Source organism: Haloflavibacter putidus, assembly GCF_006546625.1.
GTDB classification, from domain to species: Bacteria; Bacteroidota; Bacteroidia; order Flavobacteriales; family Flavobacteriaceae; genus Mesonia; species Mesonia putida.
On sequence record NZ_VIAR01000006.1, the window covers coordinates 127,161 to 142,753 of the forward strand.

The 15,593-nt window shown below is 35.6% G+C and carries 14 protein-coding genes; 5 read left to right on the forward strand and 9 right to left on the reverse strand.

What is annotated here, in order from left to right; genetic code table 11:
- Positions 1–60: 60 nt before the first annotated feature.
- The 5 genes from FKR84_RS07760 to FKR84_RS07780 all read left to right on the forward strand — a co-directional run bounded on the left by FKR84_RS07760 (position 61) and on the right by FKR84_RS07780 (position 4,648).
- A complete protein-coding gene (locus FKR84_RS07760; protein ID WP_141421726.1) occupies positions 61–1,152 on the forward strand; it encodes a diphosphomevalonate/mevalonate 3,5-bisphosphate decarboxylase family protein in 1,092 nt (363 codons plus the stop codon).
- Positions 1,153–1,182: 30 nt separating this feature from the next.
- Positions 1,183–2,121 carry a mevalonate kinase family protein gene (locus FKR84_RS07765; protein ID WP_141421727.1) on the forward strand — a complete coding sequence of 313 codons (939 nt, stop codon included), beginning with the start codon at positions 1,183–1,185 and terminating at the stop codon, positions 2,119–2,121.
- A gap of 9 nt (positions 2,122–2,130) precedes the next feature.
- Positions 2,131–3,039 carry a geranylgeranylglycerol-phosphate geranylgeranyltransferase gene (locus FKR84_RS07770; protein WP_141421728.1) on the forward strand — a complete coding sequence of 303 codons (909 nt, stop codon included), beginning with the start codon at positions 2,131–2,133 and terminating at the stop codon, positions 3,037–3,039.
- A gap of 125 nt (positions 3,040–3,164) precedes the next feature.
- Positions 3,165–3,986, forward strand: coding sequence for a pseudouridine synthase (locus FKR84_RS07775; protein ID WP_394348480.1), 822 nt, complete (start codon positions 3,165–3,167; stop codon positions 3,984–3,986).
- Between the two features lie 29 nt (positions 3,987–4,015).
- Complete coding sequence (locus tag FKR84_RS07780) at positions 4,016–4,648, forward strand: lipid-A-disaccharide synthase N-terminal domain-containing protein (RefSeq protein ID WP_141421729.1); 633 nt, start codon at positions 4,016–4,018, stop codon at positions 4,646–4,648.
- Positions 4,649–4,682: 34 nt separating this feature from the next.
- Here the strand turns inward: FKR84_RS07780 and mptB are convergent, their stop codons facing one another.
- The 9 genes from mptB to purH form a co-directional block, all read right to left on the reverse strand.
- Positions 4,683–6,056 carry a polyprenol phosphomannose-dependent alpha 1,6 mannosyltransferase MptB gene (mptB, locus tag FKR84_RS07785; protein ID WP_141421730.1) on the reverse strand — a complete coding sequence of 458 codons (1,374 nt, stop codon included), beginning with the start codon at positions 6,054–6,056 and terminating at the stop codon, positions 4,683–4,685.
- Positions 6,053–7,531 (reverse strand): cellulose synthase family protein, encoded by a 1,479-nt coding sequence (locus FKR84_RS07790; protein ID WP_141421731.1) that lies wholly within the window; start codon positions 7,529–7,531, stop codon positions 6,053–6,055. Before FKR84_RS07790 ends, mptB begins: the two co-directional genes overlap by 4 nt.
- Entirely contained in the window at positions 7,531–8,223 is a 693-nt protein-coding gene (locus FKR84_RS07795) for a glycosyltransferase family 2 protein (protein ID WP_141421732.1), read from the reverse strand. Before FKR84_RS07795 ends, FKR84_RS07790 begins: the two co-directional genes overlap by 1 nt.
- A gap of 93 nt (positions 8,224–8,316) precedes the next feature.
- Positions 8,317–9,573 (reverse strand): rod shape-determining protein RodA, encoded by a 1,257-nt coding sequence (gene rodA / locus FKR84_RS07800; protein ID WP_141421733.1) that lies wholly within the window; start codon positions 9,571–9,573, stop codon positions 8,317–8,319.
- A 3-nt stretch (positions 9,574–9,576) separates the two neighbouring features.
- Positions 9,577–11,439: a penicillin-binding protein 2 gene (mrdA, locus tag FKR84_RS07805; RefSeq protein WP_141421734.1), complete on the reverse strand. Its 1,863-nt coding sequence runs from the start codon at positions 11,437–11,439 to the stop codon at positions 9,577–9,579.
- Entirely contained in the window at positions 11,440–11,943 is a 504-nt protein-coding gene (locus tag FKR84_RS07810; RefSeq protein ID WP_141421735.1) for a rod shape-determining protein MreD, read from the reverse strand. It abuts the gene before it with no gap.
- Positions 11,936–12,757 carry a rod shape-determining protein MreC gene (gene mreC, locus FKR84_RS07815; RefSeq protein ID WP_141421736.1) on the reverse strand — a complete coding sequence of 274 codons (822 nt, stop codon included), beginning with the start codon at positions 12,755–12,757 and terminating at the stop codon, positions 11,936–11,938. Before mreC ends, FKR84_RS07810 begins: the two co-directional genes overlap by 8 nt.
- Before the next feature lie 15 nt (positions 12,758–12,772).
- The gene (locus FKR84_RS07820) at positions 12,773–13,801 is read right to left on the reverse strand and encodes a rod shape-determining protein (protein WP_141421737.1); all 1,029 of its coding nucleotides are present in this window, start codon (positions 13,799–13,801) and stop codon (positions 12,773–12,775) included.
- A gap of 52 nt (positions 13,802–13,853) precedes the next feature.
- A complete protein-coding gene (gene purH / locus FKR84_RS07825) occupies positions 13,854–15,380 on the reverse strand; it encodes a bifunctional phosphoribosylaminoimidazolecarboxamide formyltransferase/IMP cyclohydrolase (RefSeq protein WP_141421738.1) in 1,527 nt (508 codons plus the stop codon).
- Between the last annotated feature and the right edge of the window lie 213 nt (positions 15,381–15,593).

Consider the following 15,593-nt stretch of genomic DNA (forward strand, 5'->3'; position numbering starts at 1 on the left):
AGCTATTAAAAAAGAAGAACTTCTTCAGATAGTTTATATTTGCAAAAATTTTAAAGCGCTATGACCGAAACAGAATTTATTCCCACAACTACTTTATCATACCCAGAGAAAGGAGCGTTTACTTGGGAGGCTCCCAGCAATATTGCCTTGGTAAAATATTGGGGGAAGTATGGCGAGCAATTACCCAAAAACCCATCGGTTAGTTTTACCTTAAGTAATTGCAAAACCACTACCACTTTAAAATTTCAGAAAAAGGAGGAAAGCAAGGAAAAGTTTGATTTTCAAGTATTTTTAGACCAAAAGCGCGCAAAAGATTTTGACCCTAAAATTGCTCTGTTCTTTGAGCGCGTTCTTCCCTATCTGCCATTTTTAAAAGAATATCAATTTACTATAGAAACGCATAATTCTTTTCCGCATAGTAGCGGAATTGCCTCTTCGGCAAGCGGAATGAGTGCTTTGGCTTTGTGTCTGTTGAGTATAGAAAAAGCTGCCAATCCTAAACTTACCGAAGATTATTTTACCAAAAAAGCAGCTTTTTTAGCGCGTTTAGGTTCTGGTAGTGCAACCAGAAGTTTGCAAGGCGAAGTCGTAATTTGGGGCGAGCACAAAACAATAGAAAATAGTTCTAATCTTTACGGAATTAAAGTAGAAAGTCCTATACACGAAAATTTTAAAAACTATAAAGACACGGTTTTATTGGTAGATAAAGGTCAAAAAACCGTAAGCAGTACGTTGGGACATAATTTAATGATAGAGCATCCGTATGCGGAGCAGCGTTTTGAACAAGCGTTTTCTAATACCAAAAAATTACTGGAAATTTTAAAAAGTGGCGATTTAGACAAATTCATTCATTTGGTAGAATCTGAAGCTTTGGCTCTACACGCTATGATGATGACCAGCAGTCCGTATTTTATTTTAATGCAGCCAAATACCTTGGCTATTATTCATAAAATTTGGCAATTCCGTAAAGAAAACAATAGTAAAATTTGCTTTACTTTAGACGCCGGCGCCAACGTGCATTTACTGTATCCGGCTGTAGAAGAAGCAAAAGTTTTAGATTTCATTAAGAACCAGTTAGTTGCACATTGTCAAAAGGAACAGTATATTTGTGACCAAGTAGGAAAAGGTGCCAAGCAATTGCATTTTGCATAACATCAACGTTTTCCGTTAGAAACCAAAACTATGAAAGGACCATTATTTTACTCTAAGATTTTATTATTTGGCGAGTACGGCATTATTAAAGACTCCAAAGGTCTTTCTATTCCGTACAACTTTTATAATGGTGCGTTAAAAGTAGATCAAAATCTATCGGAAGCCAATCAAAAGTCCAACAACAACTTAAAACGTTTTGCAGATTATTTGCAGAATTTGCAAAAAAGCAATCCAGGTCTGGTACAATTTGATATAGAAAGCTTGCAAGCAGATATAGAGAAAGGTATGTATTTTGACAGCAGCATTCCGCAAGGATATGGTGTTGGTAGCAGTGGCGCTTTGGTAGCGGCTATTTACGATAAATATGCTCTGCAAAAAATAACGGTTTTAGAGAATTTAAGCAGAGAAAAACTTTTGCAATTAAAAGTGATTTTTAGTGAAATGGAGTCTTTCTTTCACGGAAAATCAAGTGGTTTAGATCCGCTAAATTCTTATTTGAGTTTACCAATTCTTATTAACTCTAAAGATAATATTGAAGCAGCCGGCATCCCGTCGCAAACCAATAGCGGCAAAGGTGCGGTATTTTTACTAGACAGCGGTAGCGTTGGCGAAACCGCGCCAATGGTAAACCTTTTTATGGAAAACATGAAGCAAGATGGGTTTAGAAATATGCTTAAAGACAAGTTTGTAAAACATACAGATGCTTGTGTAGACGACTTTTTAAAGGGTGATGTAAAATCGCTTTTCGGAAATATAAAAAAGTTGAGCAATGTGGTTTTGGCCAATTTTAAACCTATGATTCCAAAACAGTTTCACCAACTTTGGAAAGAAGGTATAGACTCCGGCAACTTCTATTTAAAACTTTGTGGCTCTGGTGGCGGCGGTTATATTTTAGGCTTTACGGAAGATTTAGACCAAGCTAAAAAAGCATTAAAAGACTATAAGCTGGAAGTAGTTTACAATTTCTAAACTTTTTTTATGCTTTCACGCAAAAACAAGCTTATACTGCTCAAGTTTGCCAGCTTGTTTTCTGTAATACGCGGTTATAATATTTTGGTTATTTGCCTCGCGCAATATCTGGCATCTATCTATATTTTAGCTCCTCAAAAACCGGTTGGCGAAGTTTTATTTGATCCTAATCTATTTTTAATTGTTATAGCTTCTGCCTTGGCGATTGCTTCAGGATATTTAATAAATAATTTTTACGATGTAGAAAAAGACCTGATAAATAGACCGCATAAAACTTTATTAGACAATTATGTGAGCCAAAAAACCAAACTGGCTCTATATTTTACGCTCAATCTTTTATCGGTTATTTTGGCGAGTTATGTTTCGTTTAAGGCGGTAATTTTCTTTTCGGTTTTTATTTTTTTTCTTTGGCTGTATTCGCATAAGCTAAAAAAATATGCTTTTATAGGCACTATTTCTGCCTCTATTCTGGCAATTACGCCGTTTTTTGTGGTTTTTGTTTATTATCAAAATTTTGACTTTGTAATTTTTATTCACGCAACCTTTCTATTTTTAATTATTGCTATTAGAGAAGTGGTAAAAGATCTTGAAAATTTAAAAGGAGATTTTACCCATAACTACGAAACCATTCCCGTAGTTTACGGAATTGGCTTTACCAAAAAATTAATTAGCAGTTTGGTTATTTTGGCCTTAATCCCGACTCTTGTTTTGGTAAGCGATAATTTTCCTATTGGGTATATGCATTATTATTTTTTACTCAGTTTTGCGTTGCTTATTACCTTTCTTATTTTTTTATGGAAATCTACTTCCAAATTACAATACACACTGTTACACAATTTATTGAAGTTAATTATCGTGATTGGCGTTTTTAGTATCTTGTTAATAGACCCGGCCGTGGTGCTGAATCGGATTTTTTAAAGAAATAAACTAAATAATTGCATTGTCTAATTTCTTCCGTTACAACGGAAAAACCAAAAAAATGCATTAAAAAAGCAATAGGTACTTATCGTTAAATATATTGTACCTTTGCAAAAATTTTAATTATGGGCAAAACAAACAAACCAGGAAAAAAGAAGATGTCGCGAAAGCCTAACCAAAAGCAGAATATGCCTTCCAAAAAAATACAAGTAGACAAGCAAGTTAAGAATCCCGAAGCCGGGATGCGTCTCAATAAATATATAGCCAACTCCGGTATTTGCAGCAGACGTGATGCAGATATTTACATAAAAGCCGGTAGCGTGCGCGTTAATGGCGAGGTTGTTACAGAAATGGGTTATAAAGTAAAACTCACCGATGAAGTAAAATTTGATGGTCGCAGAATTAATCCGGAGAAAAAGGAATATGTGTTATTAAACAAACCAAGCGGCTTTTACGTAACCGGCAGTTTAGAAAAAAACAACCGTACCGTAATGGATTTGATAGCCAATGCCAGCAAATCTAAATTAGACCCGATTGGTAGATTAGACACCAGCACAACTGGTTTGCTGTTGTTTACCAACGATGGGACAATGTCAAAAAATTTGGGAAGTCCTAAAAAGCTTATTCGCCAGATTTATCACGTAGAATTAAACCGTAACTTAGACCAAGAAGATCTGGAAAGCATTAGAGATAACCAAGTTATTTTAGAAGGTCAAAAAGTAATTGTAGACGATATTAGCTACGTAGAAAAGCAACCAAAACGGCAGGTTGGTATAGAATTAAAAAGTACCAAACCGCATATTGTACAAAAAATGTTTAAAAAATTAGGCTATGAAGTAGTCAAGTTAGACCGTGTAGTTTTTGGCGGCTTAACAAAAAAAGATTTACCACGCGGACGTTTTAGACACCTTAGCAAACAAGAGGTAATTAACTTGGGAATGCTGTAAACTGTTTTAAGACTTTTAAAGACTAGTTTATGAAAGATTGGATGATTTATTCTATTGGGTTTACCGCTCAATTGTTTTTTGCCAGCCGAATAATAATCCAATGGTTTAAGTCTGAAAAGGCAGAAAAACTCAAAACCCCGGTAATTTTTTGGAAATTAAGTCTTATTGGGGCTATTGTATTTTTTGTTTATGGCTATCTGCGTCGCGATTTTTCTATAATGCTTGGGCAAGCCATTATTTATGTAATTTACATTAGGAATTTACAACTGCAAAAAAAATGGCGAGCAAGTTCTATTTTTCTTAAAGCTTTGGTAATTGGTTTTCCTATTCTCTTTACTGCCTATGCCCTAATTTGGTCTCCGGTAAATTTTGTTTTATTATTTACCCAGTCTGAAGATGCGGGAATTGCCACTTGGTTAATGAGTGTTGGCGTTATTGGTCAAATTGTTTATACCGGCAGGTTTATCTACCAATGGGTTATTGCAGAAAATAAGCAGCAATCTGATCTTCCTATAAATTTTTGGGTTATAAGTCTGGTTGGTTCGGCTATTTTAATTTTTTATGCTATTATTCGTAAAGATCCGGTTTTATTTGCTTCACATGCTGGAGGCTCTGTAATTTATTTACGTAATATTTATATTGGCCGTCAAGCGGAAAAGTGATTTTTTTGGAAAACTTAATCTAAAAAGTTGGATTTTAAAATTTCAAGAATTTCTTCTCAAGCGGTTTTTTATAAATTTCGAAAAGTAAAACACCAATAACCAGTAAATATTCTAAAGAAACCAAGCCTAAATTTTCGGAAGTTTCTAGACTGGTGTAAGCGGTATAACTTAGAATAATGGTAAAACTCCATACCAACATAAACCTGTAGCGGGTAAAAATACTTAACAATAACGGTAAACTCAAATACCACGGATGCACGGTGGTAGAGAAAAATAGGTAAGCACAAAAAGCAAATAACATTGCGGTAAGCAAGTTTTTTTCGGGATAATTTTTCCGTAAAAAACTTAAACATAAAATGCTTATAACAGATAGAACTGGTAAAATTTTTCCTAAAATTTCAATTGTATTATAACCGGTAAAATAGTAACCAATTTCGCGTAAAACGTAATAGAAACTTGCGTTAAACTCAAAGCTGTTAAACCATAATCCTATACTTTCCGTAAAGTTAAAAAAGAATTCCTTGCTATAAAAAGGCAAGAATCCCAATGCAGTAAATAGTATAACAAGGGTATAAAAACCTAGTAATTTATAGAAACTTAAACCTTTCTTTTTGATAAAATAATAAAAAAATAGTGGTAGTAACAGAAGACTAAAAAGCTTTGTTAACACAGACAAGGCAAAGAAAAAAGCTGCAAGTTTCCATTTATTTTTAAATAACAAATACAGGCTAAACAATAAGAAAGACACCAGTAAACTTTCAAAATGCAGATTGCCGGTTAGTTCAATAATTATAAAAGGGTTAAGCAAAAACCAAAAAATGCGTTCTTGTGGCAGATTAAGTTGCAAAAGAATTTTTCTTCCTACATAAAAAATACCTATTTCCGCTAAAAGCGTCAATACGCGCATTGCCACTAAGGTTTTTACAATACTATTGTCTCCCAACCAAACTGTAATAGCATAAATAGCTTGGCTAAACGGCGGATAATTAGTAGGATTACCGGCACTCAAACTTCCCATTCCTGTAATTAATGTCTTATAATTTGGAATTATTTCTTTTAAAACATCTAGCCGCGTTAACCAATCTTGCGGAGATGTTTCGTATGGGTTATAAGCATTTAAAGTTAGTGTGCCATCCCAAATAAACCTGTAGAAATCTTGTGATAAACTGGGAGTTGCAAACAAAAAGATTACACGAAACAGAATAGCCAATCCCAGTAATAAATTGAGGTTATGTCTATTAGTTTCGATAAGTTTATACGCCATTATAAACAAAGCCGCATAAAGCGCGAATAACTTACCAAAATCTGCTCGCTGTAAATGATAGGCAAAAATATAATACATAACTACAGAAACCAGACTATATAAGATAGTAGTTTGCTGCGTCTTTATTTTTGCAAAAAAATTCATCCTCTAGCTTTTAAAGATTGCAGACTTACAAAACCAAAGCCTAAAAACAACATTAGGTGAAAAAACAACAAACTAAAATCCGTTAATGCAAAGGCAACATAAATAGCATAAGCAAAATAAAAAGTGAGCAAGATTTCCAAAAAAAGACTAAACGTAAACTTTAAACGAGTATCCGTAAGGGTTTTTGATTTTTTTGAAGTTTTTTGAATATTAAATTTTGGTGTACGAACAAAGGCAGAACGTTTACCGCGATAACCCTCTAAAACCGCAATACTATTGTGCAGGGAAAGCCCTACAGCAACCGTAAAAAAAGAAAAAAACAAACCCAAAAATTTAAAAAAGCTTTTAAAACTCTTAGCATAAATAGTAGAAAATGCTACCCAGTACGTACTAAAAAAAATCAATGTACTAACTCCCAAACCGGCCATAAAGAGATATAGATATTGCCATTCCGGATGTTGGTTTTTTATAAATAAAACCGGCAAACTAAGTACAGCTATGGTCAAAACTGCCAAAAACATCGAGCTGTTCAAAAGATGAAAAAAACTTTGCGTTTTAGTTTGCCACGAGATACCGGGATTGCGAATAATTTTTAAAAAATTCTTTTTGAAATTTTCTGCAGCACCTTTATTCCATCTAAATTGTTGCGACTTTGCGGCGGCTATTGTTACCGGTAATTCTGCCGGACTAACCACATCTTTTAGGTATATAAATTTCCAGTTTTTTAACTGGGCGCGGTAGCTGAGATCTAAATCTTCGGTTAGGGTATCTCCTTGCCAATTGCCGGCATCTAGAATGCAGGTTTTACGCCAAATACCCGCCGTACCGTTAAAGTTGATAAAATGCTTACCAAAACTACGTCCTACTTGTTCCAGGATAAAATGATAATCTAAAGCAAAAGCCTGAATTTTTGTAAGCAGCGAATAATTCTTATTCAAATGTCCCCATCTGGTTTGCACCACGCCAATTTCGGGTTTTTCAAAATACGGTAAGGTTTGCAGCAACCAATCTTTTTTTGGTAAAAAATCTGCATCAAAAATAGCTATAAACTCGCCTTTGGCTGTTTTTAACGCCTCTCGCAAAGCTCCGGCTTTATAATCTTTACGGTCTTTACGGTGAATATGCTTAATGTTTAATCCTGTTTTTTGCAGGTTTTCGACTAATTGTTTTGTGGTTTGCAGAGAAGAATCTGTAGAATCGTCTAAAACTTGAATTTCTAATTTTTCTTGTGGATATTCTAACTGCGCAATTTTTTTTAGAAGTCGCTCTACCACCAATCTTTCGTTGTAGATAGGCAATTGCACGGTGACTAAAGGCAAATTATCTTTATCACTTTCCGTAAAGTTTTTCTTTTTTTTGTAATACGAATTTTTACCGGCTTTTAAAAAATAAAAAAGCAATTGCAACTGCGACAAGCTGTAAAGAAAAACAAAAAGCAAGGCTAGCAGGTATAGGATTAGAACAAAAAGCTGCATTATTTAAAGCTGTATTTAAAAATCCATCCTAAAATTTTAACGCCGGCCATAAATGCGCCTTTTACGGTACCAGAAACTTTAGAAACCCCAATCCGATTTCTATAGGGCACGGGCACTTCTATATAGCTCATATTTTGTTTTAACACTTTTAATTGCATTTCTACCGTCCATCCGTAGGTTTTATCTTGCATCTCCAATTGTAAAAGTTTAGGGTATTTTATTGCTCTAAACGGACCTAAATCTGTAAAATTAGCATTAAAAATAATACGCATTAAAAAAGTAGCCAATGCATTTCCAAAAATTTGCGGTTGGGTCATTGCTCCTTTTTCGCGTAAGCTTTTAGCCCTTGCACCAACCACAAAATCTATATTTTTATCTACTATTGGTTGTACTATTTGTGTTAGGTTATCGGGATAATCGCTATAATCGCCATCTAAAAAAACCACTATATCCGGTTTTTTTTCTTGTTGGGCAATATAAGCTAAGCCTTTTAGACAAGCGTAACCGTAACCTTTTTGTGCTTCTGTCAAAACCGTAGCACCGGCTTTTTTGGCATTTTGTATGGTAGCATCTGTAGAGTTGTTACTCACCACAATAATTTCTTCCGCAATAGCGGGAATATCTTTTATGACGTGCGCAATAGCATCTTCTTCGTTGTAAGCAGGAATAATTACTTTTATGTGCGCCGGCATATTTTAAAACTTTACGGAAAGCAAAAATAGGTTATTCCTGCTGGGGAATAAAAAATTCTTAGAAAAAGCTAATTCCGCGAAAGCGTAAATAGTTTAAATAGCCGAATAACTCTTACGACTAGCATCTAACCGAATAAAAATAAAGAGCAAAAGCGTAAAACCCCACAAACTAGAACCGCCATAACTCAAAAACGGCAACGGAATACCAACGGTGGGCAAAACCCCAATTACCATCCCGATATTGACGGCAAAGTGAATAAATAGAATTCCCAAAACACTATAACCATAAACCCGGCTAAACTGCGATTTTTGGCGTTCTGCCAAAAAGGCCAAGCGCAAAAGCAAACAAACAAATAGTACTACGAGTCCGCCGGCACCTAGAAAACCCCATTCTTCTCCTACTGTGCTAAAAATATAATCTGTATGTTGCTCCGGTACAAAATTACCTTTGGTTTGCGTGCCTTGCATAAAGCCTTTTCCAGTCCACCCGCCACTACCAATGGCAATTTCGCTTTGGTTGGTATTAAAACCTATACCTTTGGTGTCTACTTCTTTTCCCAAGACCAAATTAAACCTATCGCGGTGGTGTTGTTGAAATACACTATGAAAAATATAATTTACCGAAAAGGAAAATAAAACCGCCAAGACACTCATTATAAAATAGCGCGAAAAGTGCTTTTTTTTCTTTTTTCTGTTGAAGAATAAAATTAAAAGCGCCAAAATAACTACTCCAACACTTACCCAAAGCGTTCCAAAAGCCAAGGTTAAGACAAATAAAGCTACAAGACTAAAACCAACCAAAAGATAGCCGCCCGACAAACCTTCGCGGTATAACGGAAAGAAAAAGGCTGCATAAACCACAGCACTACCAGGATCGGGTTGTGGCAATATTAAAAGCGTAGGTAAAAGAATAACGGCAAAAGCACCTAACTGGTGTTTAAAAGAAGTAATGTTGGTTTGAATATCACTCAAGTATTTTGCTAATGCCAAAGCGGTTGCAGCTTTAGCAAACTCTCCCGGTTGTATACTAAACGGTCCAAAAACATACCAAGCCGTAGCACCCGATATGGTTTTACCGAAAATAAACAAGCCGGCAAGCGACAAAAGGGAAAGCAGATAAATTACGCTAGAAAAACGTTGGTAAAATTTAGCTTCTACCGAAAGTATAAAAATCACTAAAACCAGGCTTAAAACAATCCATAAAGCCTGTCTGCCAAATGTATGCGACAAATCAAAAATACCGGTAGCAGCTTCTGTATAGGAAGTGGAGTAGATATTTAACCACCCAAAAACCACCAAGATTAAAAAAAGCAAAATTGTAATCCAATCAAATTTAACGTTGCTCTTCATCTTTTACTGGTTGATTTTAAAAGGTTCGCCAGAATATGGTTTTTTATATTCTTCTATCAAATCGTGTTCTAAAACCCATTTTTCTAAATCTGTACGAGTAATTTCCCCTTTAAGGTATTTTTCTATCATTAAACTTGCAATTCTGCCACCATATCTAGAACCCCAATAACCATTTTCTACAAATACGGCAATGGCAATTTTTGGGTCGTCTTTTGGTGCAAAAGCTACAAATATAGAATGGTCTGTAAGTTGCACCCGCTCCCCATCTATTTTGGTAAAGTTTTCTGCCGTACCGGTTTTTCCGCAAACCTCAACCCCGGGCACTTGAAGAAAACGTGCCGTACCGTATTCGTAAACGCCAAACATTCCTTCTATAATAGGATCGAAATTTTCTGCATCTATAGTTGTATAGTTTTTTTGCGTGTATTTTTTTTCTTTTATCGGGTTGCCGTCTATTTCTTTTAAAATATGCGGCGTATAAAACCAACCACGATTGGCAATAGCAGCAGTCATATTAGCCAATTGTATAGGAGTTGTAGCTACTTCTCCTTGACCAATTCCGTTAGAAATAATATAGGTTGCGCGCCAGCGATTTGCAGGATACCATCTGTTATAATATTCTGCATCGGGTATGCGTCCCGGTTGCCCCGAAGGTAAATCATAACCCAAATAATCTCCTAAACCAAAACTGGCTAAATGATCGTGCCACACGTTAACCCCTTTTTGAGCAGAGTCGTATTTTTCTATAATTTTACGATAGGTTTTCCCAAAATAGGCATTACACGAATGGGCTATGGCGGGCGTTAAGCTTAATGGTGCTTTATGCGGATGGCAAGCCATTCTGCCGCCGCGACCGTAAGAAAAACCTAAATGACAATCTATTCTCTCTTTGGTATCTATTACATTTTCTTGAAGGGCAATTAAGCCCGTTAACGCTTTAAAAGGCGAGCCGGGCGGATACATAGCTTGTAAACTGCGGTCGTATAAAGGTTTGGCAATGGTATCGTACCAAAGTTTATTGAAATTACGTGAGCGTTTTCGGCCAACCAAAAGACCCGGGTCGTAACCGGGAGCAGTAATTAAACTGAGTATTTCGCCGGTTTGAGGTTCTAAGGCTACAATGCCGCCCCATTTTCCTTTCATTAATTTTTCGCCATAGGCTTGTAATTCTGCGTCTATGGTGAGGTTTATATCTTTTCCTTTTACCGGTAAAGTATCGTATTGGCCTTCTTTATATGGTCCTAATTCTAAGTTATGAATGTCTTTTTGAATGTACTTTACGCCTTTTCTGCCGCGCAATATTTTTTCGTATTCTTTTTCTACGCCTTGTCTTCCAATTAAATCTCCGGCAATGTAATAGGGTTTTTCGGCAATTTCTGCTGTGTTTGCTTCAGATATATATCCTAAAACATTGGCGCCAAAATCTACTTGATAATCCCGTAAAGAGCGTTTTTGAATATAAAAACCTTTGTACTTACGCATTTTCTCTTGTAAATAGGCGTATTCTTCTTTGCTAAGCTGCGGCACAATAACCGATGGTAAACGTGGAGAGTAAATTTTTGCTTTGTCTAATTGCTTTGCCAAATCTTCTTGCGAAACACTTAATAGTATAGAAAGTTCTAAGGTATCAAAAGGCTCTACCTCGCGTGGTATTGCCATTACATCATAAGAAGGTTGGTTGGAAACCAATAATTTATCGTTGCGATCAAAAATATAACCGCGCTGTGGATAATCGTATTCAATTTTGATGGCATTATTCTGCGAAAGCACCATAAACGAGTCGTCTATAACCTGCAAATAAAGCAACCGACCTAAAAGCAGAAGACCGGTAAGGACCACCAGTAAGAAAGGTAAGATTTTTCGCATTTATTTTTTTTTCTGAAAGAAAGCAGTTACCAATAAAATTAATAAAACAGTAAAGATACCCGAATACAAAGTCTTTTGCAGTACCAACATAAAGTAAGAAAAATTAAAGACCTCTAAACTAAATAGCACTAAATGATGACAAAAAACCAAAATAAAGATATATCCTATTCTTTGAGAAATTGGGGTTCTATAGAATTTGATGGTTTCGTGTTCATAACTTACTCCAAACGAAAATTTTAAAATTAAAGGACGTATGTACGCAATTACCAAACAGGCTGCTGCATGAATACCCCCCGTATCTTGAAAAGCATCAATAGTTATACCAATAAGAAAACTAAGAAACAAAACCGCCATTTGGTTTAAATTAAACGGCAATAAAAGCACAAATAACATATAAAGATACGGATTGATGTAGCCCAAGAAATTAATATTGCTCAACAAAATAACTTGCACCAATACCAAAATTATAAAACGCGCTATGTTAGAGAGCAATAGTTTATTCATTATTATCTAATAGTTCTTGCAGTTCTTTTTTATTATTGTTTTCTATTATATATACATAGCCAATATTGGTCATATCGTTAAACAATTGAATATCTATTGTATAATAGCTCTCGTTTTGGTCTAGCTCAAAATCTTGAATTACTCCTACAGGAATTCCTTTAGGGAAAATTAACGACCTCCCGTTAGTAATTATTGTATCCCCTTTTTTTACGGGTGCCAAACGCGGCACATCAATAAGCTGTACAAGGTTTGGGTTTTTTCCGTTCCATATTAAAGTACCAAAGTGATTACTTTTCTTTAATTGAACATTTATGGCAGCGTTGGTATTAAGAATAGAGATTATTCTGGAAAAATTAGCACTTGTTTCTTCTACAATGCCTACGATACCTTTAGATGTGATTACGCCATAATCTTCGGCAATAGAATCGTTTTTACCTTTATTGATTAGCAAATAATTATCTAATTTAGAATATTGGTTGCGCAAAACCTTAGCCGCTCTAAAGGTATAAGGATCTGCAAAACTGGAAGTATCTTTAAAAATAGTATCTATTTCGTGTGCAGACATCTCCGCAAGCTGTTCTCGCAAGACTTTATTCTCCTCTACTAAGCGGGAGTTATATTCTTTTAAATTAAAGTACTCGTCTACATTATTGGTCCAAGTGTAAATACCACCCATTAAAAAATTGGTAGAACCTATAATTTTACTTTTATGGTAAGAATGCGATTGTACGGTAAAAAAGAACGATAAACTAAATAGCAAAAAAAACAGAATCGTATTCTTATAACGAATAAGAAAGTCAAGAATTTGCTGCATAAATCAATCTATCTTCTATTTAATAAGTACCGCTTTAAACTTGTTTATTGTTTTTAGGGTTATTCCTGTACCGCGCACCACCGCTCTTAACGGATCTTCGGCAATGTAAACCGGTAAATCTGTTTTTTGCGACAAACGTTTATCTAAACCCCGCAGCATAGAACCGCCACCGGCTAAGTACACACCGGTATTATAAATATCTGCTGCCAATTCTGGCGGGGTTTGCGATAATGTTTCCATCACGGCATCTTCAATACGTAAAATAGATTTATCTAATGCCTTTGCAATCTCACGATAAGTAATATTTACCTGTTTTGGTTTTCCGGTAAGCAAATCTCTACCTTGTACATTCATTTCTTCTGGCGGCACTTCTATATCTTCTGTAGCGGCACCAATCTGAATTTTAATTTTTTCTGCTGTGCGTTCTCCCACATACAAGTTGTGTTGGGTACGCATATAATAAACAATATCGTTGGTAAAAACGTCTCCCGCAATTTTAACCGATTTATCGCAAACAATTCCGCCAAGGGCAATAACCGCGATTTCTGTGGTACCACCACCAATATCTACAATCATATTACCTTTTGGCTGCATAATATCTACGCCAATACCAATTGCTGCGGCCATTGGTTCGTGAATAAGATAAACTTCTTTCCCGTTAACCCTTTCTGCGCTTTCTTTTACCGCACGCATTTCTACTTCGGTTATACCGGAAGGTATACAAATTACCATTCGTAAAGCCGGAGTAAAAAGACGCTTTTTTAACGCCGGTATTTCTTTAATAAAACGCGTAAGCATCTGCTCACTCGCATCAAAATCTGCAATTACGCCATCTTTTAAAGGTCTTACAGTCTTTATATTTTCATGGGTTTTACCTTGCATCATCGCTGCTTGTTTTCCTGCAGCAATTATTTTGCCGGTAGTGCGATCTCTAGCAACAATAGACGGACTGTCTACCACCACTTTATCATTATGTATAACCAAGGTATTTGCAGTACCTAAATCTATCGCGATATCTTCGGTTAGAAAATCAAAAAATCCCATAAAATACTAATAAGTTGTTTCCCGGTTTACGGAGTTTTGTAAATGTATAAAATTAATGTTTAAAATGACGCACTCCTGTCATAACCATAGAAATATTATTTTTATTGCAATAATCTATACTTAATTTATCTTTTATTGACCCACCCGGTTGTATTACTGCTTTTATACCGGCCTTGTCTGCTATTTCCACGCAGTCTGGAAACGGAAAAAAGGCATCGCTTGCCATTACTGCTCCTTCCAAATCAAATTTAAACGATTTTGCTTTATTAATAGCTTGTCTTAGTGCGTCTACGCGTGAAGTTTGTCCGGTTCCACTAGCGCAAAGTTGTTTGTTTTTTGCCAACACAATCGTGTTAGATTTGGTATGCTTACAAATTTTGGAAGCAAATAGTAAATCTTCGTTTTGCACGGAAGTTGGTTTGGTTTCCGTAACCTCTTTTAAATCTGCTTTTGCGTCTGTTTTGGCATCTTTATCTTGCACCAACACGCCGTTTAAACAAGTTCTTACTTGTTGGCCGGAAAAAGAAAATTCTTTTTGCACTAAAACAATACGGTTTTTCTTGCCCTGTAATATTTCTAAAGCTTCGTCTTCAAAGCTTGGCGCGATAACCACTTCGCAAAAGAGTTTATGTATTTCTTCTGCGGTGGCTTTGTCTATTTTGGTGTTGCAAATTAAAATACCCCCAAATGCTGAAACCGGATCGCCGGCAAGCGCATCTTGGTAAGCTTCTAAAACCGTTTCGCGTTGCGCCAAACCGCAAGCATTGTTATGTTTTAAGATAGCAAAAGTTGGTGCTTCATCTTTAAACTCTGCCATTAAATTTACCGCCGCATCTACATCTAACAAATTATTGTACGATAATTCTTTGCCGTGTAATTTGTCAAAAACCTGGTCAAAATCGCCATAGAAAAAGCCTTTTTGATGCGGATTTTCGCCATAGCGTAATTCTTTGCCGGTTTCAAAACTTTGTTTGAAACTATTTTCTTCTTCGTTAAAATAATTAAAAATAGCCGTGTCGTAATTCGAAGAAATTTGAAAAGCCTTTGCGGCGAAACGTTTTCTATCTTCTAAAGAAATTGCGCCTTCGTTTTTATTCAGTAACGTTAAAACTTCGTCATAATCGTTTACCGAAGATACACAAAGTACATCTTTAAAATTTTTGGCAGCTGCCCTAATTAACGAAATGCCGCCTATGTCTATTTTTTCTACAATATCTTGTTCGCTAGCACCCGAAGCTACTGTTTTCTCAAACGGATATAAATCTACCACCACCAAATCTATTTGTGGTATTTCGTAGTCTTGCATTTCTTTTACATCGCCTTCGTGCTCTTGTCTGTTTAAAATACCACCAAAAACTTTTGGATGCAAGGTTTTTACCCTTCCGCCAAGAATAGAAGGATAAGAAGTTACGTCTTCTACTGCGGTAACTGGTATTCCTAATTTTTTTATAAAACTTTCTGTACCACCGGTAGAGTAAATTTGTACACCAAGTTGATCTAATTTTTTTACAATTGGCTCTAAACCATCTTTATGAAAGACAGATATTAACGCCGATTTTATATTTTTTGCTGTGTTCATGAGGTTGTGTTGTTTGCGCTTGCAAAATTACTATTTTAAGTATTATTTATACGTTAAGTTCTTTAAATTATTTGAAAGATTTGAAGGATATAAAAACATAGAAAAGAAACTTTAAAATTAAAGTCTCTTTTCTTTCTAAGCTAAGAAAAAAACTATTTTTGTAACAAGTTTTGCTGACGAACGTCTTATCTTTAACCACTTAAATTCTGCAAC